Source organism: Agrobacterium sp. RC10-4-1 (assembly GCF_014138475.1).
Classification (GTDB): domain Bacteria; phylum Pseudomonadota; class Alphaproteobacteria; order Rhizobiales; family Rhizobiaceae; genus Agrobacterium; species Agrobacterium pusense.
In genome coordinates, this window is sequence record NZ_JACJIT010000006.1 from 329,309 (window position 1) to 347,363 (window position 18,055).

The 18,055-nt window shown below is 60.3% G+C and carries 15 protein-coding genes; 6 read left to right on the top strand and 9 right to left on the bottom strand.

The window, feature by feature from the left end; genetic code table 11:
* The first annotated feature begins 8 nt into the window (after positions 1-8).
* Both FHW77_RS18550 and FHW77_RS18555 read left to right on the top strand, forming a co-directional pair.
* Positions 9-1,061: a sugar phosphate isomerase/epimerase family protein gene (locus tag FHW77_RS18550; RefSeq protein ID WP_004438853.1), complete on the top strand. Its 1,053-nt coding sequence runs from the start codon at positions 9-11 to the stop codon at positions 1,059-1,061.
* A gap of 21 nt (positions 1,062-1,082) precedes the next feature.
* The gene (locus FHW77_RS18555; RefSeq protein WP_044459893.1) at positions 1,083-2,270 is read left to right on the top strand and encodes a Gfo/Idh/MocA family protein; all 1,188 of its coding nucleotides are present in this window, start codon (positions 1,083-1,085) and stop codon (positions 2,268-2,270) included.
* Positions 2,271-2,358: 88 nt separating this feature from the next.
* Here FHW77_RS18555 and FHW77_RS18560 read toward each other — a convergent pair whose 3' ends face one another.
* From FHW77_RS18560 to FHW77_RS18570, 3 genes are all read right to left on the bottom strand, one after another.
* Positions 2,359-2,610, bottom strand: a complete 252-nt coding sequence (locus tag FHW77_RS18560) for a hypothetical protein (RefSeq protein WP_044459894.1) — start codon at positions 2,608-2,610, stop codon at positions 2,359-2,361.
* A gap of 115 nt (positions 2,611-2,725) precedes the next feature.
* A complete protein-coding gene (locus tag FHW77_RS18565; RefSeq protein WP_044459895.1) occupies positions 2,726-3,997 on the bottom strand; it encodes a glycerate kinase type-2 family protein in 1,272 nt (423 codons plus the stop codon).
* A gap of 4 nt (positions 3,998-4,001) precedes the next feature.
* Positions 4,002-4,355 carry a DUF1304 domain-containing protein gene (locus FHW77_RS18570; RefSeq protein ID WP_037093304.1) on the bottom strand — a complete coding sequence of 118 codons (354 nt, stop codon included), beginning with the start codon at positions 4,353-4,355 and terminating at the stop codon, positions 4,002-4,004.
* A gap of 224 nt (positions 4,356-4,579) precedes the next feature.
* Between FHW77_RS18570 and FHW77_RS18575 the strand changes: the two genes are divergently transcribed.
* The 3 genes from FHW77_RS18575 to FHW77_RS18585 are packed head-to-tail and all read left to right on the top strand — an operon-like array spanning position 4,580 to position 10,048.
* Positions 4,580-5,344 (top strand): ImuA family protein, encoded by a 765-nt coding sequence (locus FHW77_RS18575; protein ID WP_044459896.1) that lies wholly within the window; start codon positions 4,580-4,582, stop codon positions 5,342-5,344.
* The gene (locus FHW77_RS18580; protein ID WP_044459897.1) at positions 5,259-6,776 is read left to right on the top strand and encodes a Y-family DNA polymerase; all 1,518 of its coding nucleotides are present in this window, start codon (positions 5,259-5,261) and stop codon (positions 6,774-6,776) included. The genes FHW77_RS18575 and FHW77_RS18580 overlap by 86 nt, the downstream gene beginning before the upstream one ends.
* Positions 6,773-10,048, top strand: coding sequence for an error-prone DNA polymerase (locus FHW77_RS18585; protein WP_044459898.1), 3,276 nt, complete (start codon positions 6,773-6,775; stop codon positions 10,046-10,048). The genes FHW77_RS18580 and FHW77_RS18585 overlap by 4 nt, the downstream gene beginning before the upstream one ends.
* A gap of 29 nt (positions 10,049-10,077) precedes the next feature.
* Here the strand turns inward: FHW77_RS18585 and FHW77_RS18590 are convergent, their stop codons facing one another.
* Positions 10,078-11,016, bottom strand: coding sequence for an AraC family transcriptional regulator (locus FHW77_RS18590; RefSeq protein ID WP_044459899.1), 939 nt, complete (start codon positions 11,014-11,016; stop codon positions 10,078-10,080).
* Between the two features lie 184 nt (positions 11,017-11,200).
* On the opposite strand from FHW77_RS18590, the gene FHW77_RS18595 reads away from it, so the two are divergent.
* Complete coding sequence (locus tag FHW77_RS18595) at positions 11,201-12,418, top strand: MFS transporter (RefSeq protein ID WP_004438869.1); 1,218 nt, start codon at positions 11,201-11,203, stop codon at positions 12,416-12,418.
* Positions 12,419-12,484: 66 nt separating this feature from the next.
* Here FHW77_RS18595 and FHW77_RS18600 read toward each other — a convergent pair whose 3' ends face one another.
* The 5 genes from FHW77_RS18600 to ytfQ all read right to left on the bottom strand — a co-directional run bounded on the left by FHW77_RS18600 (position 12,485) and on the right by ytfQ (position 18,035).
* On the bottom strand, positions 12,485-13,219 hold the full coding sequence (locus tag FHW77_RS18600; protein WP_004438874.1) for a FadR/GntR family transcriptional regulator: 735 nt from the start codon (positions 13,217-13,219) through the stop codon (positions 12,485-12,487).
* Positions 13,220-13,236: 17 nt separating this feature from the next.
* Positions 13,237-14,217: a galactofuranose ABC transporter, permease protein YjfF gene (gene yjfF / locus FHW77_RS18605; RefSeq protein ID WP_044459900.1), complete on the bottom strand. Its 981-nt coding sequence runs from the start codon at positions 14,215-14,217 to the stop codon at positions 13,237-13,239.
* Positions 14,214-15,254: an ABC transporter permease gene (locus FHW77_RS18610; protein ID WP_161794454.1), complete on the bottom strand. Its 1,041-nt coding sequence runs from the start codon at positions 15,252-15,254 to the stop codon at positions 14,214-14,216. Before FHW77_RS18610 ends, yjfF begins: the two co-directional genes overlap by 4 nt.
* A complete protein-coding gene (locus FHW77_RS18615; protein ID WP_044459901.1) occupies positions 15,254-16,777 on the bottom strand; it encodes a sugar ABC transporter ATP-binding protein in 1,524 nt (507 codons plus the stop codon). Before FHW77_RS18615 ends, FHW77_RS18610 begins: the two co-directional genes overlap by 1 nt.
* Before the next feature lie 298 nt (positions 16,778-17,075).
* Positions 17,076-18,035 carry a galactofuranose ABC transporter, galactofuranose-binding protein YtfQ gene (gene ytfQ / locus FHW77_RS18620; RefSeq protein ID WP_004438884.1) on the bottom strand — a complete coding sequence of 320 codons (960 nt, stop codon included), beginning with the start codon at positions 18,033-18,035 and terminating at the stop codon, positions 17,076-17,078.
* Between the last annotated feature and the right edge of the window lie 20 nt (positions 18,036-18,055).

Here is an 18,055-nt window from a genome sequence, read left to right on the forward strand (position 1 = left end):
AGATTTTTATGAGAACGATCAAGGGACCGGGTCTTTTTCTCGGTCAGTTCGCCGGTGATGCGGCCCCCTTCAACAGCTGGGACAGCATTACCAAATGGGCGGCGGAAAAGGGCTATGCTGGCGTGCAGGTGCCGACCTGGGCCGGGCAGCTGATCGATCTCAAAAAAGCGGCGGAATCGAAGGACTATTGCGACGAATTCGCCGGTGTCGCGCGCCAGAACGGTGTGGAAGTGACCGAGCTTTCCACCCACTTGCAGGGCCAGCTTGTTGCGGTTCATCCAGCCTATGACGAGGCTTTTGACGGTTTTGCCGCACCGGAAGTGCGTGGCAACCCGAAAGCGCGTCAGCAATGGGCGGTGGAGCAGGTGAAGTTTGCGCTGAAAGCCTCCAGAAATCTCGGCATCAAGGCGCATGCGACCTTTTCCGGCGCGCTCGCTTGGCCTTTCGTCTACCCGTGGCCGCAACGCCCGGCCGGTCTTGTAGAAACAGCCTTTGACGAACTTGCCAAACGCTGGACGCCGATCCTCGATTATGCCGATGAGCAGGGTGTGGATGTCTGCTATGAAATCCACCCCGGTGAAGATTTGCATGATGGCGTCACATTCGAGATGTTCCTGGAACGGGTGAAGAACCACCCCCGTGCCAACATGCTCTACGACCCCTCGCATTACGTGCTGCAATGCCTCGATTATCTCGATAATATCGATATCTACAAAGACCGCATCAAGATGTTCCATGTCAAGGATGCGGAGTTCAACCCGACCGGACGGCAGGGCGTTTACGGCGGTTATCAGGGCTGGGTGGAACGGGCCGGCCGCTTCCGTTCGCTGGGCGACGGGCAGGTCGATTTCGGTGCGATTTTCTCGAAAATGGCCGCCAATGATTTCGATGGCTGGGCTGTGGTCGAGTGGGAATGTGCGTTGAAACATCCTGAAGATGGTGCCCGCGAAGGGGCTGAATTCGTCAAGGCGCATATCATCCGCGTCACGGAAAAAGCCTTTGACGATTTTGCATCTGGTGGCACCGACGATGCGGCCAACCGCCGTATGCTTGGGCTTTGAGAGCATTGCAGAGGAAACATTATGGCTATTGAAGGAAAGACAACCGACAAGGCGAACAAGCGGATTCGTCTTGGCATGGTGGGCGGCGGCTCGGGTGCCTTTATCGGTGGTGTTCACCGCATGGCTGCGCGGCTCGACAATCGTTTCGATCTCATGGCAGGGGCGCTGTCCTCGACCCCGGAAAAATCCCTCGCCTCCGGCCGTGAACTGGGGCTCGATCCCGAGCGTTGCTACGGTTCGTTCGAGGAGATGGCCGAAAAGGAGGCGCTACGCGAGGATGGCATAGAGGCGGTGGCGATCGTCACGCCCAACCACGTGCATTATCCGGCGGCGAAGGCGTTTCTGGAGCGTGGCATCCATGTCATCTGCGACAAGCCGCTGACCTCCAATCTGGAGGACGCCAAAAAGCTGAAGGACGTCGCTGACAAGGCCGATGCGCTGTTCATCCTGACGCATAATTACACCGGCTATCCGATGGTGCGGCATGCACGGGAACTGGTGGAATCGGGCGCTCTCGGCACGATCCGTCTGGTGCAGATGGAATATCCGCAGGACTGGCTGGCGGAACCCATCGAGCAGACGGGTGCCAAACAGGCTGTCTGGCGCACCGACCCGGCCCAATCCGGTGCGGGTGGTTCCACAGGCGATATCGGCACGCATGCCTATAATCTCGGCTGCTTCATTTCCGGTCTGGAAGTCGACGAACTGGCGGCAGATGTGCATACCTTTGTCGAAGGCCGCCGGCTGGACGACAATGCGCATGTGATGCTGCGTTTCAAGCCGAAGGGTGGCAAGCAGGCGGCAAAGGGGCTGCTCTGGTGCAGCCAGGTTGCAGTCGGCCACGAAAACGGGCTGAAAGTTCGTGTGTATGGTGACAAGGCCGGCATCGAATGGACGCAGGCCGACCCGAACTATCTCTGGTTCACGAAGCTTGGCGAGCCGAAGCAGTTGATCACCCGCGGCGGTGCCGGGGCAGGGGCTGCCGCAGCACGCGTCACCCGCATCCCTTCCGGCCACCCGGAAGGTTATCTCGAAGCCTTTGCAACGATCTATACCGAGGCGGCGCATGCCATCGAAGCCCGCCGCACCGGATCGGCGCTCGACAAGGCCGTAATTTACCCGACCGTCGATGATGGCGTGAAGGGTGTCGCCTTTGTTACGGCCTGCATCGAGTCCGGCAAGAAGAACGGTGGCTGGGTGAAGCTCTGAGGCGAGGTTGCAGCGTATTTCTTCTCCCCGCCCCGGGGAGAAGAAAAAAGCTGATGCGCCAGCTCCTTCGTACACTGGGGCCAAAGACTTAGTGATAAGCGCTGGACGACGTCGATTCCACGCGTTCCGTCACGGGGCAGCCGTCCTGGATCTTGGTCCAGGAGGAAACGTTGAGTTTCATCTCGCAGCGGGCCAGATAGGACCCGCCATCGACCCTGAGGCAGGATGTCTGGCCGAGCTGAAACATGACACCGCGATTTCGGCATTTGCAATTATGGGCATCCGCCAAAGTTGGTATAAGGGCGATGGCCAAGCCAAGTATGAGCACTCCAGGACGCATGGCTGAGGCTCCAAAAGATATCCCGCCAGATTACTCCTGTCCCAGTGTATAGTCAAAACGTGCTCCTCTACGAGCACGTGCCGGAAGCTCAGTCGTCTCTGCCAATGCCCCGCTATCAGTCGATCAAAATCGCCCTGATGTCATTGACATTCGTGAGCGTTGGACCGGTCACGACAAGATCTCCTGCCGCCCTGAAAGCCGTATAGCTGTCGTGGCTCACGAGTGACTGGCGCGGATCGACACCGGCTGCGCGCATACGGGCAAGTGTGTCCGGCGTCACCACGGCGCCCGCGGCATCCTCCACTCCGTCTATGCCGTCGCTATCGCCGGCAATGGCCCATATGCCATCAGCACCTTTGAGCGTCAGCGCAAGGCTCAGCAGGAATTCCGTGTTGCGGCCGCCCTTGCCGGCCGGCCCCTTACCGATCGTAACCGTGGTTTCGCCGCCGGAAAGCAAAACGGCCGGGCCTTTGAGTGGCAGGCCCTTGCGGCGAGCGGAAATCGCGATACCGGCCATGACCGCGCCGACATCCCTGGATTCACCCTCCAGCGAATCCCCGAGGATGAGCGGCGTTAAGCCAAGCTTCACCGCCTCATCCGCTGCCGCCTGCAAGGCGAGCGAGGGGGCGGCGATGAGCCGGATATCTTCCTCGATATCGCCGGCCTTCGGGGTTTCCTCGCCTTTTTCCAGCACTTTGCGCACATTTTCGGGAAGATCGAGCGCATAACGGGAAATGATTTCCCGCACGGTTTCAATATCGCTCGGATCGGCGACCGTCGGGCCCGAGGCGATTTCCGAGGGATCGTCGCCCGGCACGTCGGAGATCAGCAGGGAAACGACCCTGGCCGGTTTGGCGGCCAGCGCCAGTCGCCCGCCCTTGATGCGGGAGAGGTGCTTGCGCACGGCGTTCATTTCGGAAATCGTGGCGCCGCTGGCAAGCAAAGCGCGGTTGACCGCCATCTTGTCCGCAAGCGTCATTCCCTCGGCGGGTGATATCATCAGCGCCGAACCACCGCCGGAAATCAGCGCGATGACCATGTCGTCTGCAGTCAACCCTTCAACGGCGGCGAGAATGCGTTTTGCGGCCTCGGCGCTCCTGTCGTCCGGCACCGGATGCGAGGCTTCGATGATTTCAATGCGTCCGGTCGGGACGGCATGGCCGTAACGCGTCACTACCACGCCGGAAAGATCGACATTTGGCCATGCCGCCTCAAGCGCTGCGGCCATCGCGGCGGAAGCCTTGCCTGCGCCAACCACCACACACCGCCCTCTAGGCGGGGAGGGCAGGTGTTGTTGCAACACCTTAGAGGGATCGGCGCTGGCGACTGCGGTCATGAAGATGCGGTTGAGAGCGTCTCTTGCGGACGTATCGTTCCATGCGGTCATTTGTTCATACTCCGATCCAGAGGAAGCCGAGCGCAAACAATGCCGGCAATGCCTGAATGAACAGGATTTTGATATTGGCTGTCACGGCGCCGAAAATACCGGCCACCAGCACACAGGTCAGGAAGAAGACTTTGAAGTTCAGCCCGTCGTCACCCTGCGTGAGCCCATAGATCAGCCCCGCTGCGAGAAAACCATTATAAAGCCCCTGATTGGCGGCCAGCACTTTCGTCTGCCGGGCAAAATCCGCGGAAAGACCGAAGGCCTTGCGACCGGCAGGCTTCTCCCAAAGCAGCATTTCCAGAATGACGATGTAAATATGGATTGCCGCGATCACGGCAATCAGAATGCTGGCAATCATCATCGGTTCCTCCAAACCCTGATGCCCGTCGCCAGGTCTGTCAGGGTAACAGGTGGCAAGCGGATAATTCCGTTTTAACGGCGCAACAGATAGCCGCAAGGCCAGAATCCTCTCTTCCCGTACAAACTGGTGAAGAGCACCAACCTGTTGCTTGACTCTTTGCAGAAATAGGAACAAAACAAGAACAATAAAGATTAATAACCGGAATTGAAACCTGTCATGCCATGCAAAAGCGCGCGGATCAGTTGCTCGTTGTCGAAGAGCTGCGTGAAAGGCTGGAAAGGATCGGTGGCGGCCCTGAGCGGCTGCACGAGACCTTGCCTTTCGGCGTGGATGCCATCGACCATCACCTGCCGGGAGGCGGGCTGAAGCTCGGCTGCCTGCATGAGCTGAGCGGCGGCGGCAATGGTGCTGCCGATGGTGCGGCGGCCGCTCTCTTTGCGGCCGGGGTGGCAGCAAGGATTGCCGGCAAGGTTTTATGGTGCGTCACCCGGCAGGATCTGTTCATGCCGGGGCTGACACAGGCTGGCCTGTCGCAGAACCGGCTCATCATCGTTGAATGCCGTGATGAGAAAGGCGTGCTTGACTGTTTCGAGGAGGGCTTGCGCTGCAATGGTTTCGGCGCGGTGATGGGCGAAGTGGCGAAACTGCCGATGAACGCTTCGCGGCGGCTGCAACTGGCGGCGGAAACTTCCGGCGTGACCGGCATTGCCATCCGCCGCTTCCGGCGTCCGGCCGATGCGGCGCTGTTCGGCGAACCGACGGCGGCCGTCACCCGCTGGCGTATTTCCGTGCGGCCCTCGTCACCCCTGCCGGTGCCGGGGGTGGGCAGGTCCCGCTGGTTTCTTGAGCTTTTGCGATGTCGCGGCGGCGAAAGCGCCGAATTTGAAGTGGAAGCCTGTGATGCAAAGGGTCGTCTCGCTCTACCTGCCGACATGGCCGACGGATCGATTCCGGCGTCTGTCGGGACAGAACGCGCCGCCGGTTGAAAAGCCGCTGGTCATGATCGGCCGCCAGGGCAGCCGCCGGCTGGCGCTGGCGCTCGACAAGGCCGCGAAGGCGGCGGGCATCCGGCCTGGCACGCCGGTCAGCAAGGCGCAGGCGCTGGTGCCCGGCCTTCTCGTGGAAGATCTGGATGCGGTTGGAGATGCCCGCGCCCTTGAGCAGCTGGCCTTTCATTTCCTGCGCATTTATGCCCCCATCGTCGCCGCCGATGCGCCGGACGGGCTGGTGCTGGACACGGCGGGCGCGGATCATCTGCACGGCAATGAGATGCTGATGCTGAGCGGCATGGTCAACCGCCTGCATGCCGCAGGCTTCGCCGCCCGCGCCGCCATTGCCGATAGCTGGGGTGCGGCCCATGCACTGGCGCGTTTCGGCCGCGAGCAGATCAGCATCATACCGCCGGGTGGGCAACGGGTGGCGATCAGCAGCTTGCCGCTTGCCGCGCTGAGGCTGGAGGATCGCATCGTTTCCGGGTTGAAGGTGCTCGGCTTTCGCAGCATCGGTGAGCTTGCCGAAGCCCCGCGCGCGCCGCTCACCTTGCGCTTCGGCCCGGAAGTCGTCCGTCGTCTGGCGCAGGCTTTCGGAGAGATCGGCGAACCCATAGAGCCGGTGCGCGTGGCCGAACTGGTGGAGGTGCGGCGCGCCTTTCCAGAGCCGATCGCAGCGGCGGAAACGATTGCCCGTTATACACAAAAGCTGGTCACGGGGCTTTGCGCCGCGCTGGAAAGGCGTGGTCTCGGCGCCCGCCGGGTCGATCTGGTGCTGCACCGTGTGGATAGCGGCCTGCAGGCGATCAGGGCGGGCACATCAAGACCGGTGCGCGATGTCAAGCAACTTGTCCGGCTTCTGACTGACCGTATCGACACCATCGATCCCGGCTTCGGCATAGAGATGATGGTGCTCACCGCCACCCATGCCGAACCGCTTGTCGCCGTGCAGGCCAGATCCTCGCTTCTGGAAGAAGGGCGTGCGGACATCGCCGATACGGTCGATGTCATCCTCAATCGCGGCCACAGGGTCTATCGTTATGCAGCGGTGGCGAGCGACGTGCCGGAACGCTCCGTTGCCCGCATTGCGGCACTTGCCACTGAGGATACGCTCGGCTGGCCCGGCCACTGGCCACGCCCGGTCAGACTGCTTGCAACACCTGAACCCGTTGAGACAATGGCGCTTCTCCCGGACCATCCGCCGCGTTATTTCATCTGGAAAGGCATACGCCACAATGTGCGCCGTGCCGACGGGCCGGAACGGGTGTTCGGTGAATGGTGGAAGCGTGACCGGGAAAAGGCCGCCGTGCGCGATTATTTTACGGTGGAAAATGAAAGCGGCGAACGTTTCTGGATTTTCCGCTCCGGTGACGGCGAACATGCTGAGACGGGATCGCAGGGCTGGTTCATCCACGGGGTCTTCGCATGAATACGCCGCGTTATGCCGAGCTTCAGGTAACCACGCATTTTTCCTTTCTGCGCGGAGCGAGCTCCTGCGACGAATTATTCGAACAGGCAAAAATTCTCGGCATCGAGGCGCTGGGCATTGTCGATCGCAACAGCCTTGCAGGCATTCCCCGCGCTTATGAAGCAGCCAATAGTCATGGCATCCGCCTTGTCATCGGCTGCCGGCTCGATCTGGATGACGATCTATCCGTACTTGTGTATCCCATGGATCGCCCCGCTTACGGCAGGCTTTGCCGGCTGCTTTCCGTGGGCAAAAAAAGGGGCGGCAAGGGCAAGTGCAGGCTGACATGGGACGATCTCGTCACCTATGGCGAAGGGCTGATCGTGGTGCTGCTCGCCGATCTGGCCGATGATCTCTGCGCGCTCCGCCTGCGGCGGCTGAAAGCCGCTTTTGCGGACAGGGCCTATATGGCGCTCAGTCTCAGGAGGCGTCCCAATGATCAGATGCGGCTTTTCGAACTCTCAGCTATGGCCGACGCGGCTGGTGTACCGATCGTGGTAACCAATGATGTGCTGTTTCATGTGCCCGAACGGCGCATGTTGCAGGATGTCGTCACCTGCATCCGTCACAATTGCACCATCGACGAGGCCGGTTTTCGCCGCGAGCGCCATGCCGATCGTTATATGAAGCCGCCGCAGGAGATGCACCGGCTGTTTGCCCGTTACCCCGAGGCGCTGGCCCGCAGTCTCGAAATTACGAAGCGCTGCAAGTTTTCACTGAAGGAACTGGTCTATCAATATCCCGAGGAGCGTAGCCTGCCGGGGCTGACGGCGCAACAGGCGCTGGAGAAGATGGTCTGGGAAGCGGTGCCGAAACGTTATCCGCATGGCGCCCCTGAAAAGGTGGAAAAGGCGCTGCACCACGAGCTTGGCCTAATCGGCAGGTTGGAATACGCCCCTTATTTCCTGACGGTGAATGCTATCGTCCAATTTGCCCGGGGGGAGGATATTCTCTGTCAGGGACGCGGCTCGGCGGCCAATTCGGTGGTGTGTTACGTGCTCGGCATCACCGCCATCGATCCTATGACGGTCGACCTTCTGTTCGAGCGTTTCGTTTCGGAAGAACGGCGCGAACCGCCTGATATCGACGTGGATTTCGAACATCAGCGGCGTGAGGAGGTCATTCAGTGGGTTTATAAAACCTATGGCCATGACAAGGCGGCGCTTTGTTCGGTCGTCACCCGTTATCGCGGGCGAGGGGCGTTACGCGACGTCGGCAAGGTTTTGGGCCTGCCGGAAGACTTGACGAAACTTCTTTCGTCGCAGGTCTGGCGCTGGAGCGAGGGGGTGGGTGAAAAGCAGGTGAAGGAACTGAACCTCAATATGGAGGATCGTCGCCTGAAGCTTGCCTTCGAATTGGCTAACCAGCTGGTGGGCACGCCGCGCCATCACAGCCAGCATCCGGGCGGTTTCGTCTTGACCCATGACCGGCTGGACGAGCTGGTACCAATCGAACCCGCCGCCATGGACAAACGGCAGATCATCGAATGGGATAAGGACGACATCGATATCATGAAGTTCATGAAGATGGATTGTCTGGCGCTCGGCATGCTCTCCTGCATGAAACGCGGTTTCGATATGCTGGAGGCACGGACAGGAGAGAAATACGATCTCGCCACAGTGCCACAGGGCGACGGTCCCACCTACGCCATGATCCAGAAGGCCGATACGCTGGGCACCTTCCAGATCGAAAGCCGGGCGCAGATGTCGATGCTGCCGCGCCTGAAACCGGTAAAATTCTACGATCTTGTCATTCAGGTCGCCATTGTTCGCCCCGGCCCCATTCAGGGAGATATGGTGCACCCATATTTGCGACGCCGTAACAAACAAGAGGATGAGCATTATCCGAAAGAGGAGCTGAGGAGCGTACTGGGCAAAACGCTGGGCGTGCCGCTGTTTCAGGAACAGGCTATGCGTGTCGCCATCGAATGCGCCGGGTTTTCACCCGGTAAGGCGGATCAGCTGCGTCGCGCCATGGCAACCTTCAAGAATGTCGGCACCATCTCCAAGTTCAGGCAGGATCTGATCGATGGCATGGTGGAGCGCAAGTATGACAAGGAATTCGCCGAGCGCATCTTCAAGCAGCTGGAAGGTTTCGGCAGTTATGGTTTTCCCGAAAGCCACGCGGCTTCCTTCGCGTTGATTGCTTATGCCTCCTCATGGCTGAAATGCCATCATCCCGATATTTTCTGTACTGCCCTTCTCAACTCGCAGCCGATGGGATTTTACGCTCCGGCGCAGATCGTGCGTGATGCGCGTGATCATGGCGTGGAAGTACGCCCGGTCTGCGTCAATCACAGCCGCTTCGATTGCACGCTGGAACCCACGGGAGAGAAAGATGCGAGTGGCAAAGAGCGTTATGCCGTGCGGTTGGGTATGCGCATGGTGAAGGGGCTCTCCAATGATCATGCTGCCGATATAGTCAATGTCAGGCAGGATAGGCCTTTTGTCTCCGTGGATGATCTGTGGCGAAGGGCGGGTGTTCCGGCCGCCGCCCTTGTCTGTCTCGCCGAAGCCGATGCCTTTCTGCCGTCGCTTCGCCTTGCCAGACGCGAGGCGCTCTGGGCCATCAAGGCCTTGCGGGATGAGCCTCTGCCGCTTTTTGCTGCCGCTGCCATCAGGGAAAATGCCGTTATCGAGGAGCTTCAGGAACCCTCCGTCATGCTCCGCCCCATGACTGACGGTGGCGAGGTTGTGCAGGATTACGGTCATGTGGGATTGACGCTGCGCGAACATCCCATGACCTTCCTGCGGCGCGATCTTTCCCGTCGCCGCATCGTCACCTGTGCGGAGGCGGTGCGCGTTCGGGACGGAACATGGCTGGAAACGGCCGGGCTGGTGCTGGTGCGCCAGCGTCCCGGCTCGGCAAAAGGCGTTATCTTCATGACGCTGGAGGACGAGACGGGTATCGCCAATGCGGTGCTGTGGGTCAAAACTTTCGAAAAATACCGCCGCGTGGTGCTGTCGGCCGGTATGGTCGGCATTTATGGCAAGATTCAAAGGGAAGGCGAAGTCGTGCATCTGGTCGCCCACCGGCTGACCGATCTGTCACAGGCGCTTGCTAGTGTGGGCGAGCGCAACCACGCGTTTCCGCTGCCGCACGGGCGTGGTGACGAGTTTCACCATGGCATGCCACAGGAGGATCACCGCGCCATCAGGAAAAGACCGCCGCCGGCCACCCATGATGAAGATGCGGTGGAGCGGATAAAGGTCATTTCCCGTAATTTCCACTGAGTCCGAGGTTTCCGCCGAGAGGGCGCGTCTTAAGCCGCATACTCCAGCCCTGCTGCATCTTTCCTGCGGAACTGGCTGGGTGGTGCGCCGATTACCCGTTTGAAGGCGCGGCTGAAAGAGGCCTCGGAATCGTAACCGAGCTTTTCGGCCGCTAGCGTCACCCGCATGCCCTCTCGCAGCCACAGCCGCGCCTGATGCATGCGCACCCGCACCACATAACGCGCGGGGCTTTCTCCTACCACGCGGGTGAAACGTTCCGCGAAACTTGAGCGGGATGCGCCCATCAGTGAGGCAAGCTCTTCCACGCTCCAGTCCTTTTCGGGATTGAGGTGAATGGCGGCGAGCACGCGGCCGAGTTCGGGATTGCGCACGGCGGCAAGCCAGCCGCTGGAATCGCCGCAGCCATATTCCACCCACGTACGGATCAGCGTTGCAGTCAGCACATCGGCCAGCCGCGCCAGAATGCCGCCCGCGCCGACGCGGTTCAGCTCGACCTCCCGCGTCATGGCTTCCAGAAGATGCGGAATGGCCGGATCGCTTTTTGCCAGATCGCTGGTCAACATCACGTCAGGCATCAGCTGCAGCAGCGGATGCAGATTATCCATGTTGAAACGCATCGAAGCGGTGAAAGCCACGGTATCGCCACCCGCACTCGCGCACTCCATGTCGAAAATGCCCTGGCAAACTTCCTTCTTACCGAACCGGTCGAAGGGGGAAGGGGCCACCTTTTCACCGCTCGCCAGCACATGTGCATGCCCGCGCGGCAGAAGCACGGCGTCGCCACATGTCAGGGCCAGCCATTCACCCGAGGGTTTTTGCAATTTCGCATGCCCCACGCCGATGAAATGAAACCGCGCCGCCTCCTGTTCGGGAAAAGCCGTCGCCCAGGGGGTGGCCATGCGGCAGCGGCCATATTCCACACCGTCAAGCCTAAGGCCACGCAACATTTCCGTCAGGGCATCGTTCATGGTATCTCGCATATTCGGACGATTGGTTAAGGAATACGGATTTTCTAGCATGGAAACGCCGGGCTGTCACGCCTAGCCTGCTTGCATCGATTTGCAGTCGTCGAAGCAGGGCTCCCAACCGGCTTCCTCGCCTTGCCCTTTCCATTTCACGACGCGTTCCGGGAATGCGCATCAGGAGATTTTCATGAATAGCCGGACCATAAACGAACTGGAATATACGCCGCGCAGACAGGAGCCGGATGCGAAATGGGCCGCTGTGGTTTCACTTTCGCTCGGCGTTTTCGGGCTGGTAACGGCGGAATTCCTGCCCGTCAGCCTCCTGACGCCGCTATCGGCCGATCTCTCCATTAGCTCCGGCATTGCCGGACAATCCATAACCGTCACGGCGCTGGTCGCGGCGGTTGCAGGTCCGGGTGTCGTCATCGGCACACGCGGCATTGACCGGCGCTGGACCCTGCTCGGGTTGACCACGCTGCTGATCATCTCCAGCACGCTGGCCGCCTTTGCCAATGGGCTTTTCATGCTCTTTGCCTCGCGCGTCCTGCTGGGCATCGGTCTTGGCGGCTTCTGGGCCATGTCGGCGGCGCTTGCGTTGCGGCTCGTGCCTATTGAAAAAATGCCACGCGCCATGGCCATCATCCTTACCGGGGTCTCCGTCGCAACCGTGTGTGCGGCACCGGTGGGCGCGTGGATTGGCGCGACGCTCGGCTGGCGATCGGCCTTCGTCGTTGCCGGCGTGCTCGGCGTCATTGCGCTCGCCGTGCAATTGCTCACCGTGCCTTCGCTGCCGCCGGCCGGTGCCCCCGGCCTTTCCACCATGTTCCGGCTGCTTCAGCGAACGCAGGTCCGGATCGGTCTTTTGACGACGCTATTTATCGTTGCGGGCCACTTTGCCGGCTTCACCTATGTCCGACCGTTCCTGGAAGACGTGCCGCAGCTTGGCGTGGAGGCGATTTCGCTTGTTCTGCTGATTTACGGTATCGGCGGTTTCTTCGGCAATCTTTTCGGCGGTTTCCTTGCCGAAAAGAACACGGCTTGGGCGGTGACCTTCGCCGCGACGCTGATCGCCGCATCGGCTTCCATCCTGGTGATTGCCGGCGCATCTCCCGTTGTTGCGGGCCTTGCCATCGCCTCCTGGGGTTTTGCTTTCGGCGCATTGCCCGTCAGCGTGCAGAGTTTCATCACGCGTGTTGCCTCGGATGAGGCCGAGAGTGCGGGTGCGCTGCTGCTTACGACATTCCAGATCGCTATTTCCAGCGGTGCGGTTCTTGGCGGCCTGCTGATCGATCTCCAGGGCGCAACCATGGTGTTCGTCTTCGTGGCCATCGCAGCCCTTCTCGGCGCCTCGCTGATGGCGTCGCGGCGCGGCGTGGTGCCGCAGGTAGAGGCATCGCAGGGCTGAGGACCTGGCGAGAGGAATGGGCCTGCATTCTTGTGGGCCCGCCTTCACTACGACCGGTTTCGGGTTTCAAACCGTCTTGATCGCCTTCTGCGTCCGGTCCTTGCCCACTTCGATCACATGCCGCATGGCCTTCACCGCCGCATCCGCGTCCCGCGCCGCGATGGCGTGGACAATGCGAAGGTGGTTGGATGCGATCTCGGCGATGGTGTCGGGCGAGGCGGCCGGTGACGAAAGCTGGAACGAGATGGCAAGCGCCGCCTCGATCAGCCCGCTTGCCGAACGCATGAAGGGATTGCCGGACATATGCGCGACGGCAAGATGGAACTCGAGATCCACCTTGGCGATGCTCTCTGGCGTATGCTGCGGATTGTCGAATTTTGCGGCGATGACGTAAAGCGAGACAATGTCTTCATTGGAGGCCTGGAGAGCTGCTGCCGCCGCCGCCGCCGGCTCCAGCGCCAGCCGAATTTCAGCCAGGTGCTTCACAAATTCCTGGTCGATGCCAGCTTCGCAGCGCCAGCCCAGCACATCTGGATCAAAGAAATTCCAGCTCGAACGGTCGAGCACCCGGGTACCCACCTTCGCCTTCGGTTCCACCAGCCGCTTGGCCGCCAGCGTCTTCATGGTTTCGCGCAGCACCGTGCGCGAGACGCCGAAACGCATGGAGAGCTCCGCATCGTTGGGCAGCAGAGAGCCTTCGGCGATCCTGCCCGAGACGATGGCGCTGCCGAGTTCGGAAACCACATGCGCGTGGCTGTTCCGGCGTTTTCGCCCGCTAATCGTCGTTTCGAGCAGCCCCAAGCAAGCCTCCGTTTGCGTTATGCCGGATGCGGTCCGGCCAGTCTCCCGTTTGAATACCAGATGATTGCGCGCTGCAACACGATGAACACGAAAAGCAGCACGCCGATGACGATTTTCGTCCACCAGGAGGACAGGGTTCCATCAAAAACGATGTAGGTCTGGATCAGGCCCTGGATCAAAAGCCCCACAAAGGTTCCCGCAACCAATCCCGTGCCGCCGGTCAGAAGTGTACCGCCGATGACGACGGCAGCGATCGCGTCCAGCTCCACGCCCACCGTCGCCAGCGAGTAACCTGACGAGGTGTAAAGCGTATAAACGATGCCAGCGAGGCCGGAGAGAAAGCCGGAAAGTGCATAGATGCCAATGGTGGTGGTCCCGATCGGCACGCCCATCAGCTCGGCAGATTGCGGATTGCCGCCCAGCGCATAGACATTGGCACCGAAGCGGGTGCGGCTTGCGATCAGCATGCCGGCGGCGAAGACGAGAAGCATGAGCATGGCGAGCGCCGTCAGCCTGCCGCCGCCTGGAAAGCGGAAATAAAAGCCCTGTATCGCATCGATGAAAGGATGTGAGATCGGCACCGACTGGGTGGAGATCAGATAGGCAGCCCCGCGCGCCAGGAACATCCCCGCGAGTGTCACCACAAAAGGCGGGATGGAGAGAAAGCGGATCATCGCGCCCATGAGGCAGCCAAACAGCGTGGAAATCAAAAGCACGATGGCGAAGGCAAGCAGCGGATGGATGTTATAGGTGCCGACCAGGACGGCCACAAAGACGCTGGTGAAGGCAATGACCGAACCAATCGAGAGATCGATGCCGCCTGACAGGATGACGAAAGTCATGCCGACGGCGGCTATGCCGAGAAAGGCGTTGTCGGTAAGAAGATTTCCGATCACCCGCGTCGAAAAGATCGCCGGATATTGCATCACGCAAAGAAGATAGGCGACGACGAAAATCGTCAGCGTGGTGAGGAAGGGCAGGTTGCGGCTGTGGATCATCGCGCGGTTCCTTCCTTGGTCATACCGTTGGTGGCGGTTTTGGCGTGCTGCTTTGGCGCTTTCACGAAACCGAGGACGGCCATGATCGCCGGAGATTGCAGCGTCAGCACCACCATGATGATGCCGGCCTTTATGATGAGGTTGAATTCCGGCGGAAAGCCCGAGACGAGGATGCCGGTATTGATGGTCTGGATGATGAGCGCGCCGATCAGCGATGCGGTGATGGAGAAGCGGCCACCATTTAGTGAAGTGCCGCCGATGACCACCGCCAATATGGCGTCCAATTCCAGCCAGAGGCCGGCATTGTTGGCATCCGCACCACGAATATCCGCCGTCACGATCATGCCGGCGATCGCCGCGCAAAGACCGGAGACGGCATAGACGAAGAACAGCAGAAAGCGCGCCCTTACACCGGCAAGAGCCGCTGCGCGGCGATTGATGCCGGTCGCTTCGATCAGGAAACCGAGTGCGCTCTTGCGAACGAGAAAGCCTATCAGGAGCGCGGCCGTTATCCAGATGATGACGGGCAGGGGCACACCGGCAAATGCGCCGGAGCCGATCGCGGAAAAGCTGTCATTGTTGAACGTGAGGATGACGCCCTCGGTGATGAGCTGCGCGATACCGCGCCCTGCCACCATGAGGATCAGCGTGGCGATGATGGGCTGTATGTCGAGAAGGGCAACCAGCACGCCATTCCAGAGGCCACAGACAATTCCCACGCCAAGCGAAATGGCGATGACGGCGGGAATGGAATGTCCATTGCTGATGAGCGTGGCGGCGACGGCGCCGCAGATGGCGATGACAGCACCAATGGAAAGATCGATGCCCTTGGTCGCGATGACCAGCGTCATGCCGATGGTGAGCAGCGCCACGGGGGCGGCGCGCACGAGAATATCCACCAGACTGCCATAGAGCCTGCCATTTTGAAACGACACATTGAGGAAGCCGGGCGAAATGATTGTAATCGCTGCGAGAATGATGAAAAGCGCAGCAAGCTGCGGTGCAAGTCTTCTAAGACGCCGATTGACTGCCGTCATCATGCCGCCTCCGTTCTGGCCGCATCTGCGATCGCACGCATGATATTGTCGGCCGTCACTTCGCCGCCTTTCAGCTCGCTGACATGCCGGCGGTCGGAAAGCACGACTACACGATGCGCCACGGCGGTGAGTTCCTCCAGTTCGGAGGATATGACGACAAGCGACATGCCCTCGCTGCAGAGTTTTTCGATCATTTTGAGAATTTCCGCGTGGGCGCCGATATCGATGCCGCGTGTCGGCTCATCGAGGATCAGAAGCCGGGGATGGGTGGCCAGCCAGCGGGCCAGGATGGCCTTCTGCTGGTTGCCGCCGGACAGGAACTTGATCGGCCGGTCGGGGTCGGCCGGGCGGATATCAAGGGATTTGATGAAACCTTCCGCCAGCTCCGCCTTTTGCCGGTGCGACAGCGGCCGCGCCCATCCCTGCCGGGCCTGAAGGGCCAGCGCGATGTTGTCGGTCACGGAGAAATCACCAATGATGCCGTCCGTCTTGCGTTCTTCGGGACAGAAACCGAAACCGGCCGCAATCGCCGCCTCGGGAGAAGAGATCGTCACCGCCTGCCCGTCGATCGTGGCTTTACCCGTGTCGGGGCGGTCTATGCCGAAGAGCAGGAATGCCGTTTCGGTCCGGCCGGAGCCGAGAAGCCCTGCCACGCCGACGATTTCCCCGGGGCGTATCCCGAGATCGAAGGGAGAGACGCTGCCGCGTTTGCCATAACCTTCGAAGCGAATGCTTGGCTCGCCTTCGGCGATTGTTTCTTCGGTCGCCTGATGGTCATGGGTAATCTGTTGAAGTTCCCGGCCGAGCATCATCGATATCAACTCGGAACGCGGCAGGCTGCCGATTTCGCGTGTGCCGACAAGCCGGCCGTTGCGCAGCACCGTCACCCGGTCGGCGATATCGTAGACCTGATTGAGGAAATGAGTGATGATTACGATACCGATACCGCGCGCCCGCAGCTTTTTCAGTACGCCGAACAGCATTTCAACCTCATGAGCGTCGAGGCTGGCGGTCGGTTCGTCCAGCACCAGCACCTTGCCGGAAAGATCGACGGCGCGGGCGATGGCGATGATCTGACGGATGGCGACGGAATAGCTTGAGAGAAGGGCGTTGACGTCGATGGAGAGCCCGTACTGGGCAAGCAGCGCCTGCGAATTCTTTTGCATCGTGCTGCGGTCGATCAGCCCGAAGCGCCGCGGCTGGCGGCCAAGGTAGAGGTTCTCCGCAACGGTGAGGTTTTCGAGAAGGTTGACCTCCTGATAGACGGTGCCGATGCCAAGGGCCTGCGCCTCACCCACATTGGCGGGCGAGATTTCGCTGCCTTCCAGAAAGACTGATCCGCTGCCGCGGCTGTAGACGCCCGTCAGGATTTTGATCAGCGTCGATTTTCCCGCGCCGTTTTCGCCGAGCAGGGCATGGATTTCACCGTGCCCAAGCAAAAAGTCGACGCCATCCAGCGCCGTGATCCCCAAAAAGGATTTGCCGATGGCGCGTGCTTCCAGAAGTGGTGCCGTTTCGGACATTGAGCAGTTTCCGTATTGCAATGGGTTTTGGTAGAGCAATCGGCAGGGAGCGGCGTATTTCTTCTCCCCGCCGGGGAGAAGGTGGGCCGAAGGGTCGGATGAGGGGGCAAGCTCTCCTGATATCTCCAGGCTTGCCCCCTCATCCCGCTGCCGCGACCTTCTCCCCGGAGGGGAAGAAGAAACAAGTGGCATGCGCTCGCTCCATACGAGATCATTCTGCAGACTGGATCGGAGAGGTTTCGCTCTCCTCAACAGAAAGAGACGGCGCAATCCCCGCGCCGTTTCTGCAAGGAATGGCTTAGTAACCCAGGCCCTTCTTCGCCTCGTAGACCTTCATCGGGTCGTCAGATGCCGTGTAGAGCTTGGATTCGGTCTGAATCCACTTCGCCGGAGCCTTCTTGTCTTTCAGATAGGCTTCGAGCGCGTCGAATGCCGGGCCGGCCATGTCGGGCGTCAGTTCCACGGTGGCGTTGGCTTCACCGGCTGCCATGGCCTTGAAGATGTCAGGCACGGCGTCGATCGACACGACCTTGATGTCGGTTCCGGGCTTGAGACCGGCTTCCTTGATCGCCTGGATCGCGCCAACGGCCATGTCGTCATTGTGGGCGTAGACGGCACAGATGTCCTTGCCGCCGCCTTCGGCCTTGATGAAGCTTTCCATCACTTCCTTACCCTTGGTGCGGGTAAAGTCACCCGTCTGCGAGCGGACGATCTTGATATTGGCGTGTGAAGCGATGGCTTGCTCGAAGCCCTTCTTGCGATTGATGGCGGGCGAGGAGCCGGTCGTGCCCTGCAATTCCACCACCTTGCAATCCTTGGAACCGACGTCCTTCACCAGCCAGTCACCGGCAACCTTGCCTTCGTGGACCTGGTCCGAGGTAACTGCGGTCAGGTAAAGATCATCGGGAGCCTCGATCTGGCGATCGAGCAGGATGACAGGGATTTTCTCTTCCTTGGCTTCCTTCAGGACAGCATCCCAGCCCGTTGCGACGACCGGTGCAATCAGGATTGCGTCGACGCCCTGCGCGATAAAGCCGCGAACGGCCTTGATCTGGTTTTCCTGCTTCTGTTGCGCGTCGGCGAACTTAAGCGTGACGCCGCGCTTCTCGGCCTGCTGTTTGGTAACGGTGGTTTCAGCCGCGCGCCAGCCGGATTCCGAACCGATCTGCGAGAAGCCGACGGTAAGTGATTTGGCGGAAACACTTGATGCAAGGCACAGCGAAACGGCGACAGTAACTGTCGCGAGAGCTTTTCTCATCTTAATCCTCCCAGAGATGA